At 60.5% G+C, this 16,532-nt stretch carries 15 protein-coding genes; 8 read left to right on the forward strand and 7 right to left on the reverse strand.

Translation table 11 applies throughout. From position 1 onward, the window contains the following. Positions 1–265: 265 nt before the first annotated feature. On the reverse strand, positions 266–730 hold the full coding sequence (locus DNK10_RS17195) for an OsmC family protein (protein ID WP_131192393.1): 465 nt from the start codon (positions 728–730) through the stop codon (positions 266–268). A 117-nt stretch (positions 731–847) separates the two neighbouring features. Here DNK10_RS17195 and DNK10_RS17200 point away from each other — a divergent pair, with 117 nt between their 5' ends. Genes DNK10_RS17200 through DNK10_RS17210 form a run of 3 tightly spaced genes read left to right on the forward strand, consistent with a single transcriptional unit; the run spans position 848 to position 2,971 of the window. Next, positions 848–1,777 carry a ZIP family metal transporter gene (locus DNK10_RS17200; RefSeq protein WP_131181708.1) on the forward strand — a complete coding sequence of 310 codons (930 nt, stop codon included), beginning with the start codon at positions 848–850 and terminating at the stop codon, positions 1,775–1,777. 57 nt (positions 1,778–1,834) lie between these two features. Beyond that, positions 1,835–2,629 carry a substrate-binding periplasmic protein gene (locus tag DNK10_RS17205; RefSeq protein ID WP_131192394.1) on the forward strand — a complete coding sequence of 265 codons (795 nt, stop codon included), beginning with the start codon at positions 1,835–1,837 and terminating at the stop codon, positions 2,627–2,629. A gap of 39 nt (positions 2,630–2,668) precedes the next feature. Next, complete coding sequence (locus tag DNK10_RS17210) at positions 2,669–2,971, forward strand: DUF1883 domain-containing protein (RefSeq protein WP_131181706.1); 303 nt, start codon at positions 2,669–2,671, stop codon at positions 2,969–2,971. A gap of 97 nt (positions 2,972–3,068) precedes the next feature. Here DNK10_RS17210 and DNK10_RS17215 read toward each other — a convergent pair whose 3' ends face one another. From DNK10_RS17215 to metH, 3 genes are read right to left on the reverse strand one after another with little or no spacing between them, the layout of a single operon-like run. Beyond that, the gene (locus DNK10_RS17215) at positions 3,069–3,581 is read right to left on the reverse strand and encodes a hypothetical protein (protein ID WP_131192395.1); all 513 of its coding nucleotides are present in this window, start codon (positions 3,579–3,581) and stop codon (positions 3,069–3,071) included. Positions 3,582–3,611: 30 nt separating this feature from the next. Next, positions 3,612–3,926: a DUF5629 family protein gene (locus tag DNK10_RS17220; RefSeq protein ID WP_131181704.1), complete on the reverse strand. Its 315-nt coding sequence runs from the start codon at positions 3,924–3,926 to the stop codon at positions 3,612–3,614. Further along, on the reverse strand, positions 3,923–7,633 hold the full coding sequence (gene metH / locus DNK10_RS17225) for a methionine synthase (protein ID WP_131192464.1): 3,711 nt from the start codon (positions 7,631–7,633) through the stop codon (positions 3,923–3,925). Before metH ends, DNK10_RS17220 begins: the two co-directional genes overlap by 4 nt. Positions 7,634–7,840: 207 nt before the next feature. Between metH and DNK10_RS17230 the strand changes: the two genes are divergently transcribed. The 5 genes from DNK10_RS17230 to DNK10_RS17250 all read left to right on the forward strand — a co-directional run bounded on the left by DNK10_RS17230 (position 7,841) and on the right by DNK10_RS17250 (position 14,105). Beyond that, complete coding sequence (locus DNK10_RS17230) at positions 7,841–10,120, forward strand: fatty acid cis/trans isomerase (protein ID WP_131192396.1); 2,280 nt, start codon at positions 7,841–7,843, stop codon at positions 10,118–10,120. 139 nt (positions 10,121–10,259) lie between these two features. Beyond that, on the forward strand, positions 10,260–11,291 hold the full coding sequence (locus DNK10_RS17235) for an acyltransferase family protein (protein ID WP_131192397.1): 1,032 nt from the start codon (positions 10,260–10,262) through the stop codon (positions 11,289–11,291). Between the two features lie 59 nt (positions 11,292–11,350). Next, positions 11,351–11,935 (forward strand): Fe-S biogenesis protein NfuA, encoded by a 585-nt coding sequence (nfuA, locus tag DNK10_RS17240; protein ID WP_070883354.1) that lies wholly within the window; start codon positions 11,351–11,353, stop codon positions 11,933–11,935. 206 nt (positions 11,936–12,141) lie between these two features. Next, positions 12,142–13,143 carry a response regulator gene (locus DNK10_RS17245; RefSeq protein WP_131192398.1) on the forward strand — a complete coding sequence of 334 codons (1,002 nt, stop codon included), beginning with the start codon at positions 12,142–12,144 and terminating at the stop codon, positions 13,141–13,143. Positions 13,144–13,148: 5 nt separating this feature from the next. Then, on the forward strand, positions 13,149–14,105 hold the full coding sequence (locus DNK10_RS17250) for a sensor domain-containing diguanylate cyclase (protein WP_131181700.1): 957 nt from the start codon (positions 13,149–13,151) through the stop codon (positions 14,103–14,105). Positions 14,106–14,109: 4 nt separating this feature from the next. Here DNK10_RS17250 and DNK10_RS17255 read toward each other — a convergent pair whose 3' ends face one another. From DNK10_RS17255 to DNK10_RS17265, 3 genes are read right to left on the reverse strand one after another with little or no spacing between them, the layout of a single operon-like run. Further along, positions 14,110–15,273, reverse strand: a complete 1,164-nt coding sequence (locus DNK10_RS17255) for an MFS transporter (RefSeq protein WP_242674727.1) — start codon at positions 15,271–15,273, stop codon at positions 14,110–14,112. Further along, positions 15,260–15,511, reverse strand: a complete 252-nt coding sequence (locus DNK10_RS17260) for a DUF1272 domain-containing protein (protein WP_131192399.1) — start codon at positions 15,509–15,511, stop codon at positions 15,260–15,262. The genes DNK10_RS17255 and DNK10_RS17260 overlap by 14 nt, the downstream gene beginning before the upstream one ends. Beyond that, positions 15,504–16,514, reverse strand: a complete 1,011-nt coding sequence (locus tag DNK10_RS17265) for a GlxA family transcriptional regulator (RefSeq protein ID WP_131192400.1) — start codon at positions 16,512–16,514, stop codon at positions 15,504–15,506. The genes DNK10_RS17260 and DNK10_RS17265 overlap by 8 nt, the downstream gene beginning before the upstream one ends. Between the last annotated feature and the right edge of the window lie 18 nt (positions 16,515–16,532).

The raw sequence follows: 16,532 nt of genomic DNA on the forward strand, positions 1-16,532 counted from the left end.
CGAGGGAAGATACCAGTTCAGGTTTATGCGCAAAAGTGAAGTTTTAATATATGAAAAGAACTTTTAGTGCTAAGTCAGGAAGCATGCATAACTGCGCCGGTCGGTGGAATGAAAAAGCGTCTCCTGAGCCAGGATCAATTGCTTGCCAGTGCAGGGTTGTTATCGAGAACGGCTCGCAATAACCCGGAAAAACAAGACCTTGCAGATAAGATGAGTGCTGATCGGTATGCTCATCACAGGGCCTGATGGAGTTGGCGACTCGTGATTAAAGGATCGGTTCGCAGCGCACTGGGCAGAGCACCGAGTTCGCCAGAAAACAGGCATCGTGCGCCGAGTGATGTAGCGCGTGCACCTCGGCTTCGTCGGGCAGTTTGGCACCACTGAAAAATACCTGTGGGCGCAGCACTATATCGGTCATGGCCAGACGGCTTTGCTCATTGCGTGCCAGAGTGCCCTGGGCCTCATCTTTATAACGATCGACCTGAAAACCCTGCTTCGCCGCCAGCGACAGGAACCACAGCATATGGCAGCTCGAGAGCGAGGCGACAAAGGCTTCCTCGGGGTCGACAGCGCTGGCATCGGACATGGGCTGCGGCACTACATCGGGAGAGGAGGAAGCGGGTACTTCCAGGCCGCCGTCGAACTGCCAGTGATGGGCTCGGCTGTAACGGTTATCGAGAAAAGGTTGTTCGCCGCGTAGCCAGATGATGATGGCACTGTGTTGAGCCATGCTGATAATCGCTCCGCAAAAGTTAAGGTGAAACGCGCAGAATCATTAGAGTGTCGCAGCTATATAAGCGCGTCCTTAAGGCTTCGCTCAGGTTTTTTTAGACGTATGAGAGGTTCCATGCAAACACTTCCACAGTCGAACAACAGTTTCCTGCAGGCCTGGCTAACGCAGGCGCGAGCCTCGCCCTGGATTGCTGCCGGGCTGGGAGTCGCGCTGCTGGTAGTGTTGCTGCTACTGATAAGCAGCCTGTTCAATGTCTTCGATGAGGGGCACCCGGAGCGCATACGCAATGCGCTCTATGGTGGTGGAGCGGGATTCGCCGCAACGGCATTGGGGGCAATGGCTGCCTTGGCGTTGGGCACCATCAGCGTGAAAACCCAGGACAGCCTGTTGGGTTTCGCTGCCGGCATGATGCTCGCCGCGAGCTCCTTCTCGCTGATTATTCCGGGCCTGGAGGCTGCCGAGAGCATCACCGGTAGCGGCATGCTCGGCGCCGCGACAGTGGTGGTGGGGTTGACCCTTGGCGTTCTGCTGATGCTTGGCCTCGATCATTTCACTCCGCATGAGCACGAGAGCACTGGGCGGCTTGGGCCGCAGAGCGAGCGTCTTAACCGGGTATGGCTGTTCGTGTTCGCCATCACTCTGCACAACCTGCCGGAAGGTATGGCCGTTGGCGTTGGTTTCGCGGGCGACGACATGACAGTGGGGATTCCTCTGGCGACCGCCATCGCCATCCAGGACATTCCCGAAGGGCTTGCCGTAGCGCTGGCGCTGCGCAGCACTGGCCTGTCGGCGTTCCATGCGGCGCTGATCGCCGCTGCCAGTGGGCTGATGGAGCCGCTGGGAGCGTTGGTCGGCGTTGGCATGTCCAGCAGCTATGCGCTCGCTTATCCCGTCGGCCTGGGCTTGGCGGCAGGCGCGATGCTGTTCGTGGTCTCCCATGAAATCATTCCGGAAACCCATCGCAACGGTCATCAAACACCTGCGACTCTAGGGCTGATGGGGGGCTTTGCTGTGATGATGTTCTTGGATACGGCACTGGGCTGATTGGCGTTTGCCTATACCTGATGCACACTGCGCCGGTCGATCAGATATGGGGTTCGCGTGCGGATAAGTGATGTCATTGCCCGCAGTCGTCGGGCTGGCTGTGCACTCCTGCTGACCGGCGCGCTGGGCGGCGCAGGCAACGTGCAGGCCGAACCGTTGAATGTTTATGTCGGCCAGGGGCAAATGCCATTTGCCGACGGCACGGCTGTGCGAGCGGGGCTGTTTGGCGATCTGATGCGTGAATTGTGCGTGCGCACCGAGCAGCAGTGCGTTTTTCGCAGCGTGCCCTGGCGCCGAGTGCTGAGCCTGGCGAGCGACGATGAGCACGGGATCGTACTGAATCTGGGGCGTACCGCAGAGCGTGAGGATGATTTCGTCTGGTTGCTCGACGTGTTACCCACTCCCTATGTGTTGGCCAGCGTGGGGCGTTCTTTCGACAGCCTGGCAGATGCATTGAAGGCCGGCCCGGTAGCGGTCATGGCGGGTACGCCGCGAGCTGACGATATCAACGCCATGCGCACGGGTGAGCAGCGGGTGGTCGAAGTCACCGACCCTGAGCAGGCCGCTCAACTGTTGCAGAGTGGCCGTGTGGTTGCCTGGTACGAAATCGATCTGCGGGCCATCTATTTGTGGCGCGAACTGGGTTACGGCGCGCCTCTGCTATTTGGCAAACCGCTCAGCCGCACACGCAGTCATATCGCCGGCAGCCTCAGGCTCGAAGGTGCAGAGGGCTTAGGTTCGCGGATGAGCGACGCCTTTGCTGAGATGCGCAGAGACGGCACTTGGCAGCGCATATTGACGAGCTATCTTGGGTTGGAGAAGTCACAGGCTTTGCTGTCCGACGGCTGGTGAGTCATGCTATCGCCCTGAAAATACCGCGTGGAGCGTCTGATGAAGTACATACACCAGCGTGAGCACCTCAACGAAGACGATCTGGTCGTTATCGAATGCTCGCAACCCTGCAATATCCGCCTGATGAACGACGCGAATTTTCGCAGTTTCAAGAACAGCGGCCGGCATACCTACCACGGCGGTGCTTTCGATAAATTCCCGGCCAAAATCACCGTGCCTAGCAGCGGTTTCTGGAATATCACCATCGACACCGTGACCCGCAAGGCGATCAGCGTCACCCGCAAACCGACCTTGAAGCACTCGATCAAGATCGTGCGCAGATCCTCGTCCCAGCTGTCGTGATCCTCAACGGATGACCCTGGCTTTGTAGGAGCCGGCTTGCCGGCGATAGCGATAGCCAAGGATCGCCCGCAAGGCTAGGCGCCCCCGCGGCTCCTAATCAGTTGCGCACTTGCAGAGCATCGAACAAAGTGTCGTATAGCGCCTCGATGGATTCTATCCTTGTGAAGCTTGCACGCGGTACGACCCGGATATGAGGGCGCTCCGCCTTGATGCCTTCCATGTTTGCTTTGGTATGTCTGGCGGTTTTGAACGCTTCCAGGCTCGCCAGCGGTTTGCCCGCCAAGCCGCCAAAGAACAGAAAAGGCCCCAGCGTCAGGGTTGCCTCGTCAAACTGAATCCAGATCACGCAGCCAGAAGGTTTCAGCCCCAGGGCGAGGTGTACCTTCTGGTTTGCGGTGGCCGCTGACAATGCTGAGGTCTTGAGCTGAATGTGGCGAACGACACCGCTGACTTCCAGAACGATGTCGTGACCCGAGCGGTCGATCAGTGAATGGGATACTTCCAGGGTCGCTCCGTGCTTGAGCCATGACAGCTTGAGCATTTCCCCGATGAAAAGGTGTTCGATCAGCTTTTCACGGTATACGGATTGATGGGTATTCAGGAGGCTCATCGGTAGCGGGCTCGTCAGCTGGCGTGGCTGTTAATCCGCCTCTACGCCTATGGCCGTCAGGCAAATCAGGCGGTGTTCGCCCAGCATCCAGCTGTCATCGGCAGCTCGATACTCGGCTTCCATCACCGCGTTATAGCTGAACTGCCAGCGTTTGCGCTCGCGACCGTCCTGCACTTCGATGTGCAGGACGGTGGCTTCGCTGGCGAATGGCTCATCCGCTTCGGCGGCAGTGTCGGCCTGGTCGAGCAGGGCATCGTCGAGCCTGAAGTCGAAAGCATGCAGGCCGTCGATTTCCAGCATGTCGGCGGTTTCCAGCTGGTCGAGCAGGTAAGGTTGATCACTCATTCGTCATACCCCAGGTTGGGTGCCAGCCAGCGTTCACTGACGGCAATGTCCTGCGCCTTGCGCTCGCTGTACTGCTCGATCTGATCCTTGTCGACCTTGCCGACGGCGAAGTATTGCGCCTCTGGGTGGGCGAAGTACCAGCCGCTGACGGCTGCGGCCGGGAACATGGCGTAGTGCTCGGTGAGGAATACGCCGCTGCGGCCAGCCTTGTGGTACTCGGCCTCGGGGTCGAGCAGGTTGAACAGGGCCTTCTTCTCGGTGTGATCCGGGCAGGCCGGGTAGCCGGGAGCAGGGCGGATGCCCTTGTAGGCTTCCTTGATCAGATCTTCGTTGCTCAGGTGCTCGTCTGGCTGGTAGCCCCAGTATTCCTTGCGCACGCACGCGTGCAGCCACTCGGCACAGGCTTCGGCGAGGCGGTCGGCCAGAGCCTTGACCATGATCGAGTTGTAATCGTCGCCCTTGGCCTCGTAAGCATTGGCCACTTCCTCGGCACCGATGCCGGCGGTGGTGATGAAGCCCCCCACGTAATCCGTGATGCCACTGTCCTTCGGCGCGACGAAGTCGGCGAGGGACAGGTTCGGCTTGCCGTCCGGCTTGATGGTCTGTTGACGCAAGTGGTGCAGGGTGGCCAGGGGCTGGCCATCGTCGCCGTAGACTTCGATGTCGTCGTCGCGCACCTGGTTTGCCGGCCAGAAACCGAACACGGCGCGGGCCTTGATCAGTTTCTCGTCGATCAGCTTTCTGAGAATCACCTTGGCATCGTTGAACAGGCTGGTGGCGGCTTCGCCAACCACTTCATCGGTCAGAATGCGCGGGTACTTGCCAGCCAGATCCCAGGAGATGAAGAACGGCGTCCAGTCGATGTACTCGGCCAGCACATTGAGGTCGATGTCATCCAGCACCTTCACGCCGGTGAAGCTCGGCTTCGGCGCGGTATAGCCGATCCAGTCGAACTTCGGCTTGTTGGCGACGGCCTTGTCGTAGGGCAGGCGCTCGGTGCGCGAGGCGCGGGCCGAGGTGCGTTCGCGCACCACCACGTAATCGTCGCGAGTGCGCTGCACGAAATCGGGTTTGAGTTCCTTGGACAGCAACTGAGTCGCCACACCCACGGCTCGCGAGGCGTCGGTGACGTAAACCACGGCATCGTTGCTGTACTGTGGGTCGATCTTCACCGCCGTGTGTGCTTTGGAGGTGGTGGCGCCACCGATCATCAATGGCAGCTTGAAGCCCTGGCGCTGCATTTCCTTGGCAACGTGCACCATCTCGTCCAGCGATGGCGTGATCAGGCCGGACAGGCCGATGATGTCGCACTTTTCTGCGATGGCGGTTTGCAGGATCTTCTCCGCCGGCACCATCACACCAAGATCGACGATGTCGTAGCCGTTACAGCCCAGCACCACGCCGACGATGTTCTTGCCGATGTCATGCACGTCGCCCTTGACCGTGGCCATGAGGATCTTGCCCTTGGCCTCCGGCTTGTCGCCTTTTTCCAGTTCGATGAACGGGATCAGGTGCGCAACGGCCTGCTTCATCACGCGGGCGGATTTGACCACCTGGGGCAGGAACATCTTGCCCGAGCCGAACAGGTCGCCAACGATGTTCATGCCGCTCATCAGCGGGCCTTCGATGACCTCAATGGGGCGCGCACATTGCTGGCGGCACTCCTCGGTGTCTTCGACGATAAAAGCGGTGATGCCTTTGACCAGCGCGTGTTCCAGACGCTTGTCGACCGGCAGCGAGCGCCATTCCTCGTTTTCGACTTCCTTGGTCGCGCCGCCGCCACGGTAATTGTCGGCAATGGCCAGCAGTGCGTCGGTGCCACCCGGGGTGCGGTTGAGCACCACGTCCTCGACCCTGTCGCGCAGCTCTTTGGGAATCTCGTCGTAGATCTCCAACTGGCCGGCGTTGACGATACCCATGGTCAGGCCATTCTGGATCGCGTAGTAGAGGAACACCGAATGGATCGCTTCGCGCACCGGGTTGTTGCCGCGGAACGAGAAGGACACGTTGGATACGCCGCCAGAGGTCAGCGCATAGGGCAGATGGTCGCGGATATAGGCACAGGCCTCGATGAAGTCCACCGCGTAGTTGTTGTGTTCCTCTATACCGGTGGCGACGGCGAAGATATTCGGGTCGAAGATGATGTCTTCCGGCGGAAAGCCCACTTCATTGACCAGAATGTCGTAGCTGCGCTGGCAGATTTCGCGCTTGCGGGCTGCGGTGTCGGCCTGGCCGACTTCGTCGAAGGCCATCACCACCACGGCGGCGCCGTAGCGTTTGCACAGCTTGGCGTGATGCTTGAACTGCTCGACGCCTTCCTTCATGGAGATCGAGTTGACGATGCCCTTGCCCTGGATGCACTTCAGACCGGCCTCGATCACTTCCCACTTGGAAGAGTCGATCATGATCGGCACGCGGGAAATGTCCGGCTCGCCGGCGATCAGGTTGAGGAACCTGACCATCGCCGCCTTGGAGTCGAGCATGCCCTCGTCCATGTTGATGTCTATCACCTGGGCGCCGGCTTCCACCTGCTGCAGGGCGACTTCCAGGGCCTCGGTGTAGTTCTCTTCGCGGATCAGCCGGGCGAACTTCGCCGAGCCGGTGATGTTGGTGCGCTCGCCGACGTTCACGAACAGCGACTTGCGGTCGATGGTGAACGGCTCCAGGCCGGACAGGCGGCAGGCTTTGGGGATATCCGGGATCTGCCGCGGCGGATACTTGGCGACCGCTTCGGCGATGGCCTTGATGTGCCCCGGTGTGGTGCCGCAGCAACCACCGATGATATTGAGGAAGCCCGAGGCGGCGAATTCCTCGACCACTGCAGCCATTTCCTCCGGAGTCTCGTCATACTCACCGAAGGCGTTGGGCAGGCCGGCGTTGGGGTGCGCCGAAACGTGAGTGCCGGCCTTGTTCGACAACTCTTCCAGATAAGGACGCAGGTCGGCGGCGCCGAGGGCGCAGTTGAGGCCCACGGAAATCGGCTTGGCATGGGCGACCGAGTTCCAGAAGGCTTCGGTGGTCTGCCCGGACAACGTGCGGCCGGAGGCGTCGGTAATGGTACCGGAGATCATGATCGGCAGCTCGACGTCGTCTTCGTCGAACACCTGTTGCACGGCGAAGATCGCCGCCTTGGCATTGAGCGTGTCGAAGATGGTCTCGATCAGGATCAGGTCGGCGCCGCCCGCGATCAGGCCGCGGGTGGCTTCGGTGTAGTTGTCCACCAGTTCGTCGAAGGTGACGTTGCGGTAGCCAGGGTCGTTGACGTCCGGAGAGATCGAGCAGGTACGGCTGGTCGGGCCGAGCACGCCAGCGACGAAGCGCGGGCGATCCGGGGTTTCCCGGGTCTTGGCATCTGCCACCTCACGGGCCACACGGGCGCCAGCCAGGTTCAGCTCATAGGCCAGCTTTTCCATGCCGTAGTCGGCCTGGGACACCTGGGTGGCGTTGAAGGTGTTGGTTTCCAGGATGTCGGCACCAGCATCCAGGTAGGCGCGCTCGATCTCGGCAATGATCTGCGGCTGGCTGAGCAGCAGCAGGTCGTTGTTGCCCTTGACGTCGCTCGGCCAGTCGGCGAAGCGCTCACCACGGTAATCCGTCTCTTCCAGCTTGTAGCTCTGGATCATGGTGCCCATGCCGCCGTCGAGAATCAGGATGCGATCCTTGAGGGCTTGCTGAAGTGCTTGGAGGCGGGCGCTACGATCTGACAGGGGCATGGAAAAGGCTCTGAACGGGAGGCTACGACAAGAGCTGCGATCATAACAAAAGTTGGCGCTTTTTCTGCGCTGCACCCTTGTGCATGAATTATGTTCATGTTGACCTGGCAGCCAGGTTCGTTACTTTTTGGCATATGCAGGCATGGCGATGGCACAAACGAGACGGTTAAAATGGCCGGCTATTTTTGTGGAATTGCGACCATGCATTACCGGCTGCTGTTGAGTGTTTGTCTTGCCTTGATCAGCCCGCTGGTGATGGCGCAGTCCGTTTCCTACAGCCGCGATATCCAGCCGATATTTACCCAGAACTGCGTGGCCTGCCATGCCTGTTACGACGCGCCGTGCCAGCTCAATCTGGGCAGCGGCGAGGGTGTCGTGCGGGGCGCCAGCAAGGCCACGGTTTACGACGGCACGCGCAGCAAGACCCAGGCCACCACACGGCTGTTCATCGACGCCCATGGTGAGCCGGCCTGGCGCCGCAAGGATTTCCACTCGGTGCTCGAGCAGCAGGGCGGCCAGGCTGCGCTGATGGCGCGCATGCTCGAACTGGGCCACGCCACACCCTTGCCGGCCAACAGCAAGTTGCCGAAGGAACTGGCCATCGGTATCGACCGGGTCAACCAGTGCTCGTTACCGGGGGAGTTCGATGCTTTTGCCGGCAAGAACCCCATGGCAGGCATGCCATTCGCCGTGACCGGGCTCACCGAGCAGGATTATCAGACCGTGCAGCGCTGGCTGGAGCAGGGGGCTCCAGTCGATGAGCAGGCACTGCAGCCCAGTGCTGGCGAAGCACGGCAGGTCGCTGAGTGGGAGCGCTTTCTCAATGCACCAGGTGACGAACAGAACCTGGTAAGCCGCTGGCTGTACGAGCACCTGTTTCTCGCTCACCTGCATTTCGAGGGTGGCGAGCCCGGGCATTTCTTCCAGATGGTGCGCTCGCGCACACCGAGCGGCGAGCCGGTGGACATCATCGCCACACGGCGTCCCAATGATGACCCCGGCACCACTGTCTATTACCGCCTGATGCCGATTCAGGGCGTGATCGTTCACAAGACCCATATCACCTATCCGCTCAGCGCAACGAAACTGGCGCGGATCAAGTCGCTGTTTTTCGGCAACGACTGGCAGGTGAGCCTGATGCCGGGCTATGGGATACAGCGCCGCTCCAACCCGTTCGAAACCTTCGAGGCGATTCCGGCCCAGGCGCGCTATCAGTTCATGCTCGATAACGCCGAATACTTCGTGCGCACCTTCATTCGCGGGCCGGTGTGTCGCGGACAGATCGCCACCGACGTGATCCGCGATAATTTCTGGGTGGTATTCCAGGATCCACAGCACGACCTGTACATCACCGACCCTGCCTATCGCGGTGAAACCACGCCGTTGCTGTCGATGCCTGGCCAGCTCGACGAGATCGGCGACCTGCTTGGCTTGTGGCGCGCCTATCGCAACAAGCGCAACGACTACGAAGCCTTGCGTACCTCGGGCTATGCCGAGGCTCCGGCACCTGACTGGTCGCATATCTGGCGCGGCAACGATAAAGCGCTGCTGTCGATCTTCCGCCAGCACGATAGCGCTTCGGTGCGCAAAGGGTTGGTCGGCGAGATTCCGCAAACCCTCTGGTGGATGGACTATCCGCTGCTGGAGCGTGCCTATTACCAGTTGGTGGTGAATTTCGACGTGTTCGGCAACGTCTCGCACCAGGCGCAGACGCGCTTGTACTTCGACCTGATCCGCAATGGCGCCGAGCAGAACTTCCTGCGCCTGATGCCCGCCGGCGCGCGCTCGGGGCTGTTCAGCGACTGGTACCAGAACAGCGGCAAGCTCAAAGCATGGATGGATTACTACCCGCTGGACAAGAAAACCCCGAGTGGTCTACCGCTGGCCGGCGAGAATCCCAAGCGGCAATTCGGCGAGCAGTTGCTGCAGCGTTTCAGTACGCTCAATGCGCGGCCCGATCCGATCAACCGCTGTACGGGTGAGCACTGCTATCGCGACGGCCTGCCTGCCGATCTGCGTCAGGCGGAGCAGGCGCTGAGCCGCCTGGCATCACGGCCTGCCTCGCAACTCAAGGTGATCCATCAGTTGCCCGAAGCCACCTTGCTGCATGTCGAGGCAGGCGATGGTCGCCGTGAGGTCTACAGCCTGTTGCGCAACCGTGCCCATAGCAACGTGGCGTTCATGTTCGGTGAGGCATTGCGCTACCAGCCACGCCTGGACACTCTGACTATTTACCCGGAAGTGATGACCAGCTACCCGAACTTCATGTTCTCGGTGTCGGCCACTCAAGTGCCTGATTTCGTCGCGTCACTGGAGCAGGTGAATGATGCCGCTACCTTAGAGAGAGTGGTCGAGCGCTGGGGTATCCGTCGTACCCATCCGCAGTTCTGGCGCTATTTTCACGATCTGACGGCGCATATCCGCGAACACGATCCGCTGGAAGCGGGCGTGCTGGATATGAATCGTTACCAGAACCTCTGATTTCATGGCGAGCCGGCAGGCGTCATGCTGGCCCGGGTATTTCTCTCGACCTTTCTCCCGCCGCTGCGGTCGGACGCTGTGGCAGCCTGATTCAGGGCTGCCCCGTACCGGTTTCAACGAGAGGGAGAGTAGCGGTTTTATGCTGATTTCAGTGCAGGCATTACGGGCGTTGGCAGCCTGGGTAGTAGTCTTTCACCATGTCATGCAGGTGTTTTTCGATTTCAAGGCAGATAGCTTCATGGGCTCTCTGTTCGCCGACAAGGGCGCCGTGGGCGTCGATATCTTCTTTATCATCAGCGGGCTGGTGATCTATCTCTCCACTCAGGGCAAGGCCATCACGCCATGGCGTTTCATGCTCAACCGTGCACTGCGTATCGTGCCGGCATACTGGCTGTATTCGCTGATTGCCGCGCTGATCATCGCTTTCGCCAATCCAGTGATGCCGACCCAGGAGTTCGAGCTGCAGCATCTGATGATGTCGCTGCTGTTCATTCCCGCGCAGAACCCCGCTGGTTTCGGCCTGTATCCCACGCTCAATGTCGGCTGGACGCTGAACTACGAAATGTTCTTCTACCTGCTGTTCGCGCTGGCATTCATCGTGCCCGAGCGCTTCCGGCTGTTACTTATCACCAGCACATTGCTGGTCTTCGGACTGCTGGCGACGCAGCCGTGGATCAGCGATTTCTACCGCAACAGCATCGTCTACGAGTTCCTCTTTGGTGTGCTGCTGGGCATGGTCTACAGCCGTGGCTGGATTCGCCAGGGCCTGTGGCTGCCGCTGTTGCTGATCGCCGGCTCGCTGCTGACCATCTATCACCTGGACAACTCCATGCGCCTGTTGCACTGGGGCGTGCCGAGCGCATTGATCGTCGCGGCCTGTATCGCCATGGAACCTTGGTTCAAGGACAACCGTCTGTTGGCGCGGATGGGCGATTGCTCGTATTCGGTGTACCTGCTGCATGTGATCGTACTGTCGCTGGGCTGGTACCTGCAGGCCAGCCTGGATCTCAACCCGTATCTGGTGATTGCCACCTGCATGCCGCTGATCGCCCTGGCATCCTGGGGCAGCTACGAGCTGATCGAGAAGCGTTTTTTCGTGCATGCCAAGGTCTGGATCAGTGAGCGAGCAGGTAATGATCGGCTTCAGGCACTATCCCGAGTAAAATGGTAGGACTTTATCCAGGGGCGCCATTTGGCGTACACTTCACCACATGACCGTGAGGAGTTGCCATGAGCACTATTACCATTACCGATGCCGCCCATGATTACCTGGCAGACCTGCTGAGCAAGCAGAACACTCCGGGAATCGGCATCCGCGTTTTCATCACCCAACCGGGAACCCAGTACGCGGAAACCTGCATCGCCTATTGCAAGCCTGGCGAGCAGAAGCCCGAAGACCAGGCCATCGGCCTGGCCAGCTTCACCGCCTGGATCGACGCCGTCAGCGAGCCGTTCCTGGAAGACGCCGTCGTCGATTACGCCACCGACCGCATGGGTGGCCAGCTGACCATCAAGGCGCCGAATGCCAAGGTGCCGATGGTCAATGAAGACAGCCCGCTCAACGAGCGCATCAACTACTACCTGCAGACCGAGATCAATCCGGGTCTGGCCAGCCATGGCGGCCAGGTAACGCTGATCGACGTGGTCGACGAAGGTATCGCCGTGCTGCAGTTCGGTGGTGGCTGCCAAGGCTGCGGCCAGGCCGACCTGACGCTCAAGGAAGGTATCGAGAAAACCCTGCTCGAGCGCATTCCCCAGCTCAAAGGCGTGCGTGACGTGACCGATCACAGCAATCGGGAAAACGCGTACTACTGATTGGCGTGTTTGCAGGCACACAAGGCGACTTCGGTCGCCTTGTTGGTTTTCAGGGTGTGCCCGTTCACAAAGCAGGATTAAAGTAAAAGCGTGATGGCGTTTTGCTACAATTTGCCTGAAACGCTCTAGGATGGGGCCATCGTTGCCGGCATTTTCACCGCAACGTAATAAAGCCGGAAACAGGCTCACCTTCTTGGGGCGTATTGATGCCGAAAGCATCTCTTCTCGTGTGCGACGATTCGAGCATGGCTCGCAAACAGCTATTGCGAGCCTTGCCCGCGGCCTGGCCGGTGACGGTCAGCCAGGCCAGCAACGGACAGGAAGCTCTAGAGCAGCTGCGCACCACGCATTTCGATCTGTTGTTGCTCGACCTGACCATGCCGGTGCTCGACGGCTATGGCGTGCTGGCCGCGCTCAAAGCGGAGGGCCGTGCCCAGAAAGCCATCGTGGTATCCGGTGACGTGCAGGAAGAGGCCATACGCCGCGTGCAGGAACTCGGTGCACTGGCCTTCCTGAAGAAACCGGTCGACCCGGAGCTGCTGCTTCGGACGCTAGGCAAGCTGGGTTTTCTAGATGTGCCTGCCGCACTCACGGCACCGGCTGCAGTTGCACTGAGCGAGCCCACGGTGTCGTTCCGCGATGCCTTCCGTGAGGTGGTCAACGTCGCCATGGGCCAGGCAGCAGCGCTGCTCGCCCGGGTACTGGGCGTGTTCGTGCAGTTGCCGATCCCCAACGTGAATATCCTCGAAGTCAGCGAGTTGCATATGGCTCTGGCCGACGCACAGCGTGGCAACGGGCTGACCGCGGTATGTCAGGGCTATATCGGCGGCGGCATATGCGGCGAGGCGCTGTTGATCTTCCACGATTCGGAAGTGGCCGACATGGCCAGGCTGATGCACTGGCAGCAGCAGAGCTGCTCGTCCATGGAAATGCTCCTGGACATGTCCAGCGTGCTGATCGGCGCCTGCCTGAGCGGTCTCGCCGAGCAGCTCGACCTGAGCTTCTCTCAGGGCCACCCCCAAGTGCTGGGTGAACATGCCTCCATCGATGAGCTGATCCGCATCAACGGCCAACGCTGGCGCAAGACCCTGGCGGTAGAAGTCAGCTACAGCATTGAAGGGCATAACATCCATTTCGACCTGCTGTTGCTGTTCACCGAAGACTCGATGCCGCTGCTGAACAGCAAACTCGACTACCTGATGGGATGACAGACATGGGCGCGAACATGGATTTGAACGAATTCCACTGGCTGCTGGCGATCGTGCAGAGCATCGACGTCGGTGTGGTGGTGCTGGATCGCGACTACCGGGTCGAGGTGTGGAACAGTTTCATGGTGAACCATTCCGGACGCACGGCGCGCGAGGCGTCCGAGCGCTCGTTCTTCGAACTGTTCCCGGAGGTCGAGGAAAGCTGGTTCCGCCGCAAGGTGGAAAGTGTCGCCACCCTCGGTACGCCAGCCTTCACCATCTGGGAGCAGCGACCCTACCTGGTGCGTTTCAAGAACTACCAGCCGATCACCGGTCTGGAAGATTTCATGTATCAGAACACCACCATCCTGCCGTTGCAGGCCACCAACAGTAGGATCGAACACCTGTGTCTGATCATCTATGACGTCACCAGTGTCGCGGTGAACAAGCGCCAGTTGCAGTCGATGAACGATCAGTTCAAGCACCTGTCGCGTACGGATCGGCTGACCGGCCTGAACAATCGCGGGCATTGGGAAGAAGAACTCAAACGCGAGCATGCCCGCCACCGGCGTTATGGCAGCAGCGCCTCGCTGGTGATCTTCGATATCGATCATTTCAAGAAGGTCAACGATACCTACGGCCACCAGGCGGGCGATAGCGTGATCCAGAGCCTGGCCAAGGTGGTGCGCGAGCAGATTCGCGACACCGATATCGCCGGGCGCTACGGTGGTGAGGAGTTCGTGGTATTACTGCCGGATGTCGATGCGGCGGGCGGGCGCATCTTCGCCGAACGCCTGCGTGGCGTGGTCGAGCGCCTGCAGATCAGCCACGAGGGGCAGGTGATTCCCTTCACCATCAGTCTGGGCGTGGCGGATCTGAGTCGGCCCAGCCATGACCATCAGCAACTGATCGAGTGGGCCGATCAGGCGTTGTACAGCTCCAAGCGCAACGGCCGCAACCAGGTGACCGTTTTCGGCGCTTGATGGCTCAGCCTGTTACCGGTGGACGCGTAGCCGAGCGGGCCAGCAGGGCCACGACGGCGATTGCCAGCACCGGCAGCATGGCCAGATTCACCAGGTTCCAGCCCAGCCCGGTGATCAGCGCGCCGGAAGCGAATGCGGCGCAGGCCGCAACGCTGCCGTTAGCCAGTTCCATCAGTCCCTGTGCCCGTCCACGCTCCTCGGCACTGTGGGCGCTGACAAGCAACGTAGTGCCGGCTACCAGCATGAGATTCCAGCCGATCCCCAGTAGCAGCGAGGAAATCAGGAAATACATCTGTGCCTGGCCTATCAGTGCGACCAAGGCGCTGCAGCTCAATAGCGCGATGCCGGTCGCTGCTACACGTCGACCGCCGAGGCGATCCACCAGCGGGCCAGCGATCAATGCTGGCAGAAACATGCCCAGCATGTGCCACTGGATCACCTGTGCAGCACTTTCCACGGACAGGCCGCAAAAACTCATGGCCAGTGGTGTGGCGTTCATCACCAGGATCATCAAACCATGGCCAATGGCGGTAATGATCAGCGCGGAGCGAATTGCCGGACGCGCCAACAGTGTCCGCATATCGCCACGCGGAGCGACCGGGATCGCTCCTTCACGCAGTGCACTCAGCAACAAAAGCCCCAGTAGCGCCAACACGGCCAGCAACAGATAGGCCCCAACGAAGGGGGTACTCAGCGCATTACGCGCCCACAGTGTCAAGGTAGGCGCAAGTAGCGCGGCGCAGACACCACCACCGATCACCCAGGCTGCAGCGCGACCTTTATGGGCCTCATCCACCGTCTCCAAGGCTGCGAAACGGTAGTACATGGCCGAAGCCTGGTAAACGCCGATCGGCAGGGCTCCCAGGCAAAACAGATTGAAGTCTGCCAGCCAGACGCCCAGGGCGCTGATCAGCCCACCAAGGATGCCGGCTGCGGCCCCGAGCGTCAGCCCGGGACGTCGGCCGTGACGCTGCATGAACAGTGACAATGGATGAGTGGCCATCAGGTTACCCAGCACCAGCAGAGCCAGAGGCAAGGTTGCCAGACTGTTGTACGGCGACAGTTGCATACCGATCAGCGCAGTGAGTGTGATGCCGATCAGCGAGCAGCTCCAATACAGCGCCTGAGCGAAAAACAGGATCAGCAGCGCACGGTTACGCAATAGCAGCATCACACCCTCCCGCTTTGAGTACCCGCAACGTCGACGGCGGATTGGCAGACAGCTTCTCGGCCGGGCGGATTGGCCGGCGCAGCAGTTCGCCCATGCAGTTCGGGCAGCGGCCATGCAGGTGGGTGTCGGCGCACTCACTGCAGTAGGTGCATTCGAACGAGCAGATGCGCGCTTCGCTGGACTCCGCTGGCAGGTCGCGGTCGCAGCATTCGCAGTTGGGGCGCAGTTCAAGCATGGGAGCTCTCCTGACCGAAACGTTCGGCGTATTCCTGGGGGCTGATGGACAGATGTTTGTGAAAGACCCGGCGCAGGTTTTCCGGATGTCCGAACCCCGTCAGACGAGCGACCGTACCGATCGATGCCTGGGCGTCCTGGAGCAGGGCGCGGGCCGCTTCCAGACGGATGCGTTCCACATAACGCGCAGGGCCGATCCCCAATTCCTTGGCGAAAACGCGGGACAGGGTGCGAGGCGCCATCTTTGCCTCGCTGGCCAGCGCTTCCAGGGACAGATCGCTGCCCAGATTGACGGGAATCCAGTCCAGCAATTCGGCAAGACGTGGCGTACGGCTGGGCTCGGGAGCGAGCAGGGCACTGAATTGTGCCTGGCCGCCGGGACGGCGCAGGAACATCACCAGCCGCCGTGCCACGGCCAGCGCCATGCTGCGTCCCAGATCGGCTTCCACCAGCGCCAGGGCAAGATCGATACCTGCCGTCACGCCGGCGGACGTGAACAGGTGCTGGCTGCCATCGGCTGCAGTGGGGTCGTAGGTATGCAGGCAATCGGCATCCACCCGCAGCCTGGCGTGCTGACGCAGTGTGTCGATATCGGCCCAGTGAGTGGTTACCCGCTGGCCGTCGAGCAGCCCTGTACGAGCCAGGATCAGCGCGCCCGAACATACCGAACCGAGCCTGCGGATATGCGGCTCGGCGCTGCGCAGCCAGGCCAGCAAGGCCTGGTTCTCGCACTGCGTCGTTTCGCCGATACCGCCGGGAATCAGCAGGGTATCCAGCCCGGCGGGATCACAATCGCTCCAGGCCGCGTCGGCCATCAGGCGCATCCCGGAGGAGCTAGCTACCGGCCCGGCCTGTTCGCCGAGTATCAGCAGTCGGTAAGCATCGCCCAACCCCTGGCGATTACGCTCCACATTGGCGGAGGCGAACACCTGCAGCGGGCCGACTACATCCAGGCTCATGAAGTCCGGATAGATCAGGGCGGCGATGCATTTGATGTCGTCCATGGCGATCCCTCAGGAAAG

Origin of the sequence: Phytopseudomonas daroniae, from assembly GCF_004327275.1 — a bacterium.
GTDB lineage: Bacteria > Pseudomonadota > Gammaproteobacteria > Pseudomonadales > Pseudomonadaceae > Aquipseudomonas > Aquipseudomonas daroniae.

Excerpts from the sequence above, each read along its gene's own strand:
- DNK10_RS17195 (WP_131192393.1), bottom strand. The coding sequence starts at position 730 with ATGGCTCAACACAGTGCCATCATCATCTGGCTACGCGGCGAACAACCT.
- DNK10_RS17200 (WP_131181708.1), top strand. The coding sequence starts at position 848 with ATGCAAACACTTCCACAGTCGAACAACAGTTTCCTGCAGGCCTGGCTA.
- DNK10_RS17210 (WP_131181706.1), top strand. The coding sequence starts at position 2,669 with ATGAAGTACATACACCAGCGTGAGCACCTCAACGAAGACGATCTGGTC.
- DNK10_RS17215 (WP_131192395.1), bottom strand. The coding sequence starts at position 3,581 with ATGAGCCTCCTGAATACCCATCAATCCGTATACCGTGAAAAGCTGATC.
- DNK10_RS17220 (WP_131181704.1), bottom strand. The coding sequence starts at position 3,926 with ATGAGTGATCAACCTTACCTGCTCGACCAGCTGGAAACCGCCGACATG.
- DNK10_RS17230 (WP_131192396.1), top strand. The coding sequence starts at position 7,841 with ATGCATTACCGGCTGCTGTTGAGTGTTTGTCTTGCCTTGATCAGCCCG.
- DNK10_RS17235 (WP_131192397.1), top strand. The coding sequence starts at position 10,260 with ATGCTGATTTCAGTGCAGGCATTACGGGCGTTGGCAGCCTGGGTAGTA.
- nfuA (WP_070883354.1), top strand. The coding sequence starts at position 11,351 with ATGAGCACTATTACCATTACCGATGCCGCCCATGATTACCTGGCAGAC.
- DNK10_RS17245 (WP_131192398.1), top strand. The coding sequence starts at position 12,142 with ATGCCGAAAGCATCTCTTCTCGTGTGCGACGATTCGAGCATGGCTCGC.
- DNK10_RS17250 (WP_131181700.1), top strand. The coding sequence starts at position 13,149 with ATGGGCGCGAACATGGATTTGAACGAATTCCACTGGCTGCTGGCGATC.
- DNK10_RS17260 (WP_131192399.1), bottom strand. The coding sequence starts at position 15,511 with ATGCTTGAACTGCGCCCCAACTGCGAATGCTGCGACCGCGACCTGCCA.
- DNK10_RS17265 (WP_131192400.1), bottom strand. The coding sequence starts at position 16,514 with ATGGACGACATCAAATGCATCGCCGCCCTGATCTATCCGGACTTCATG.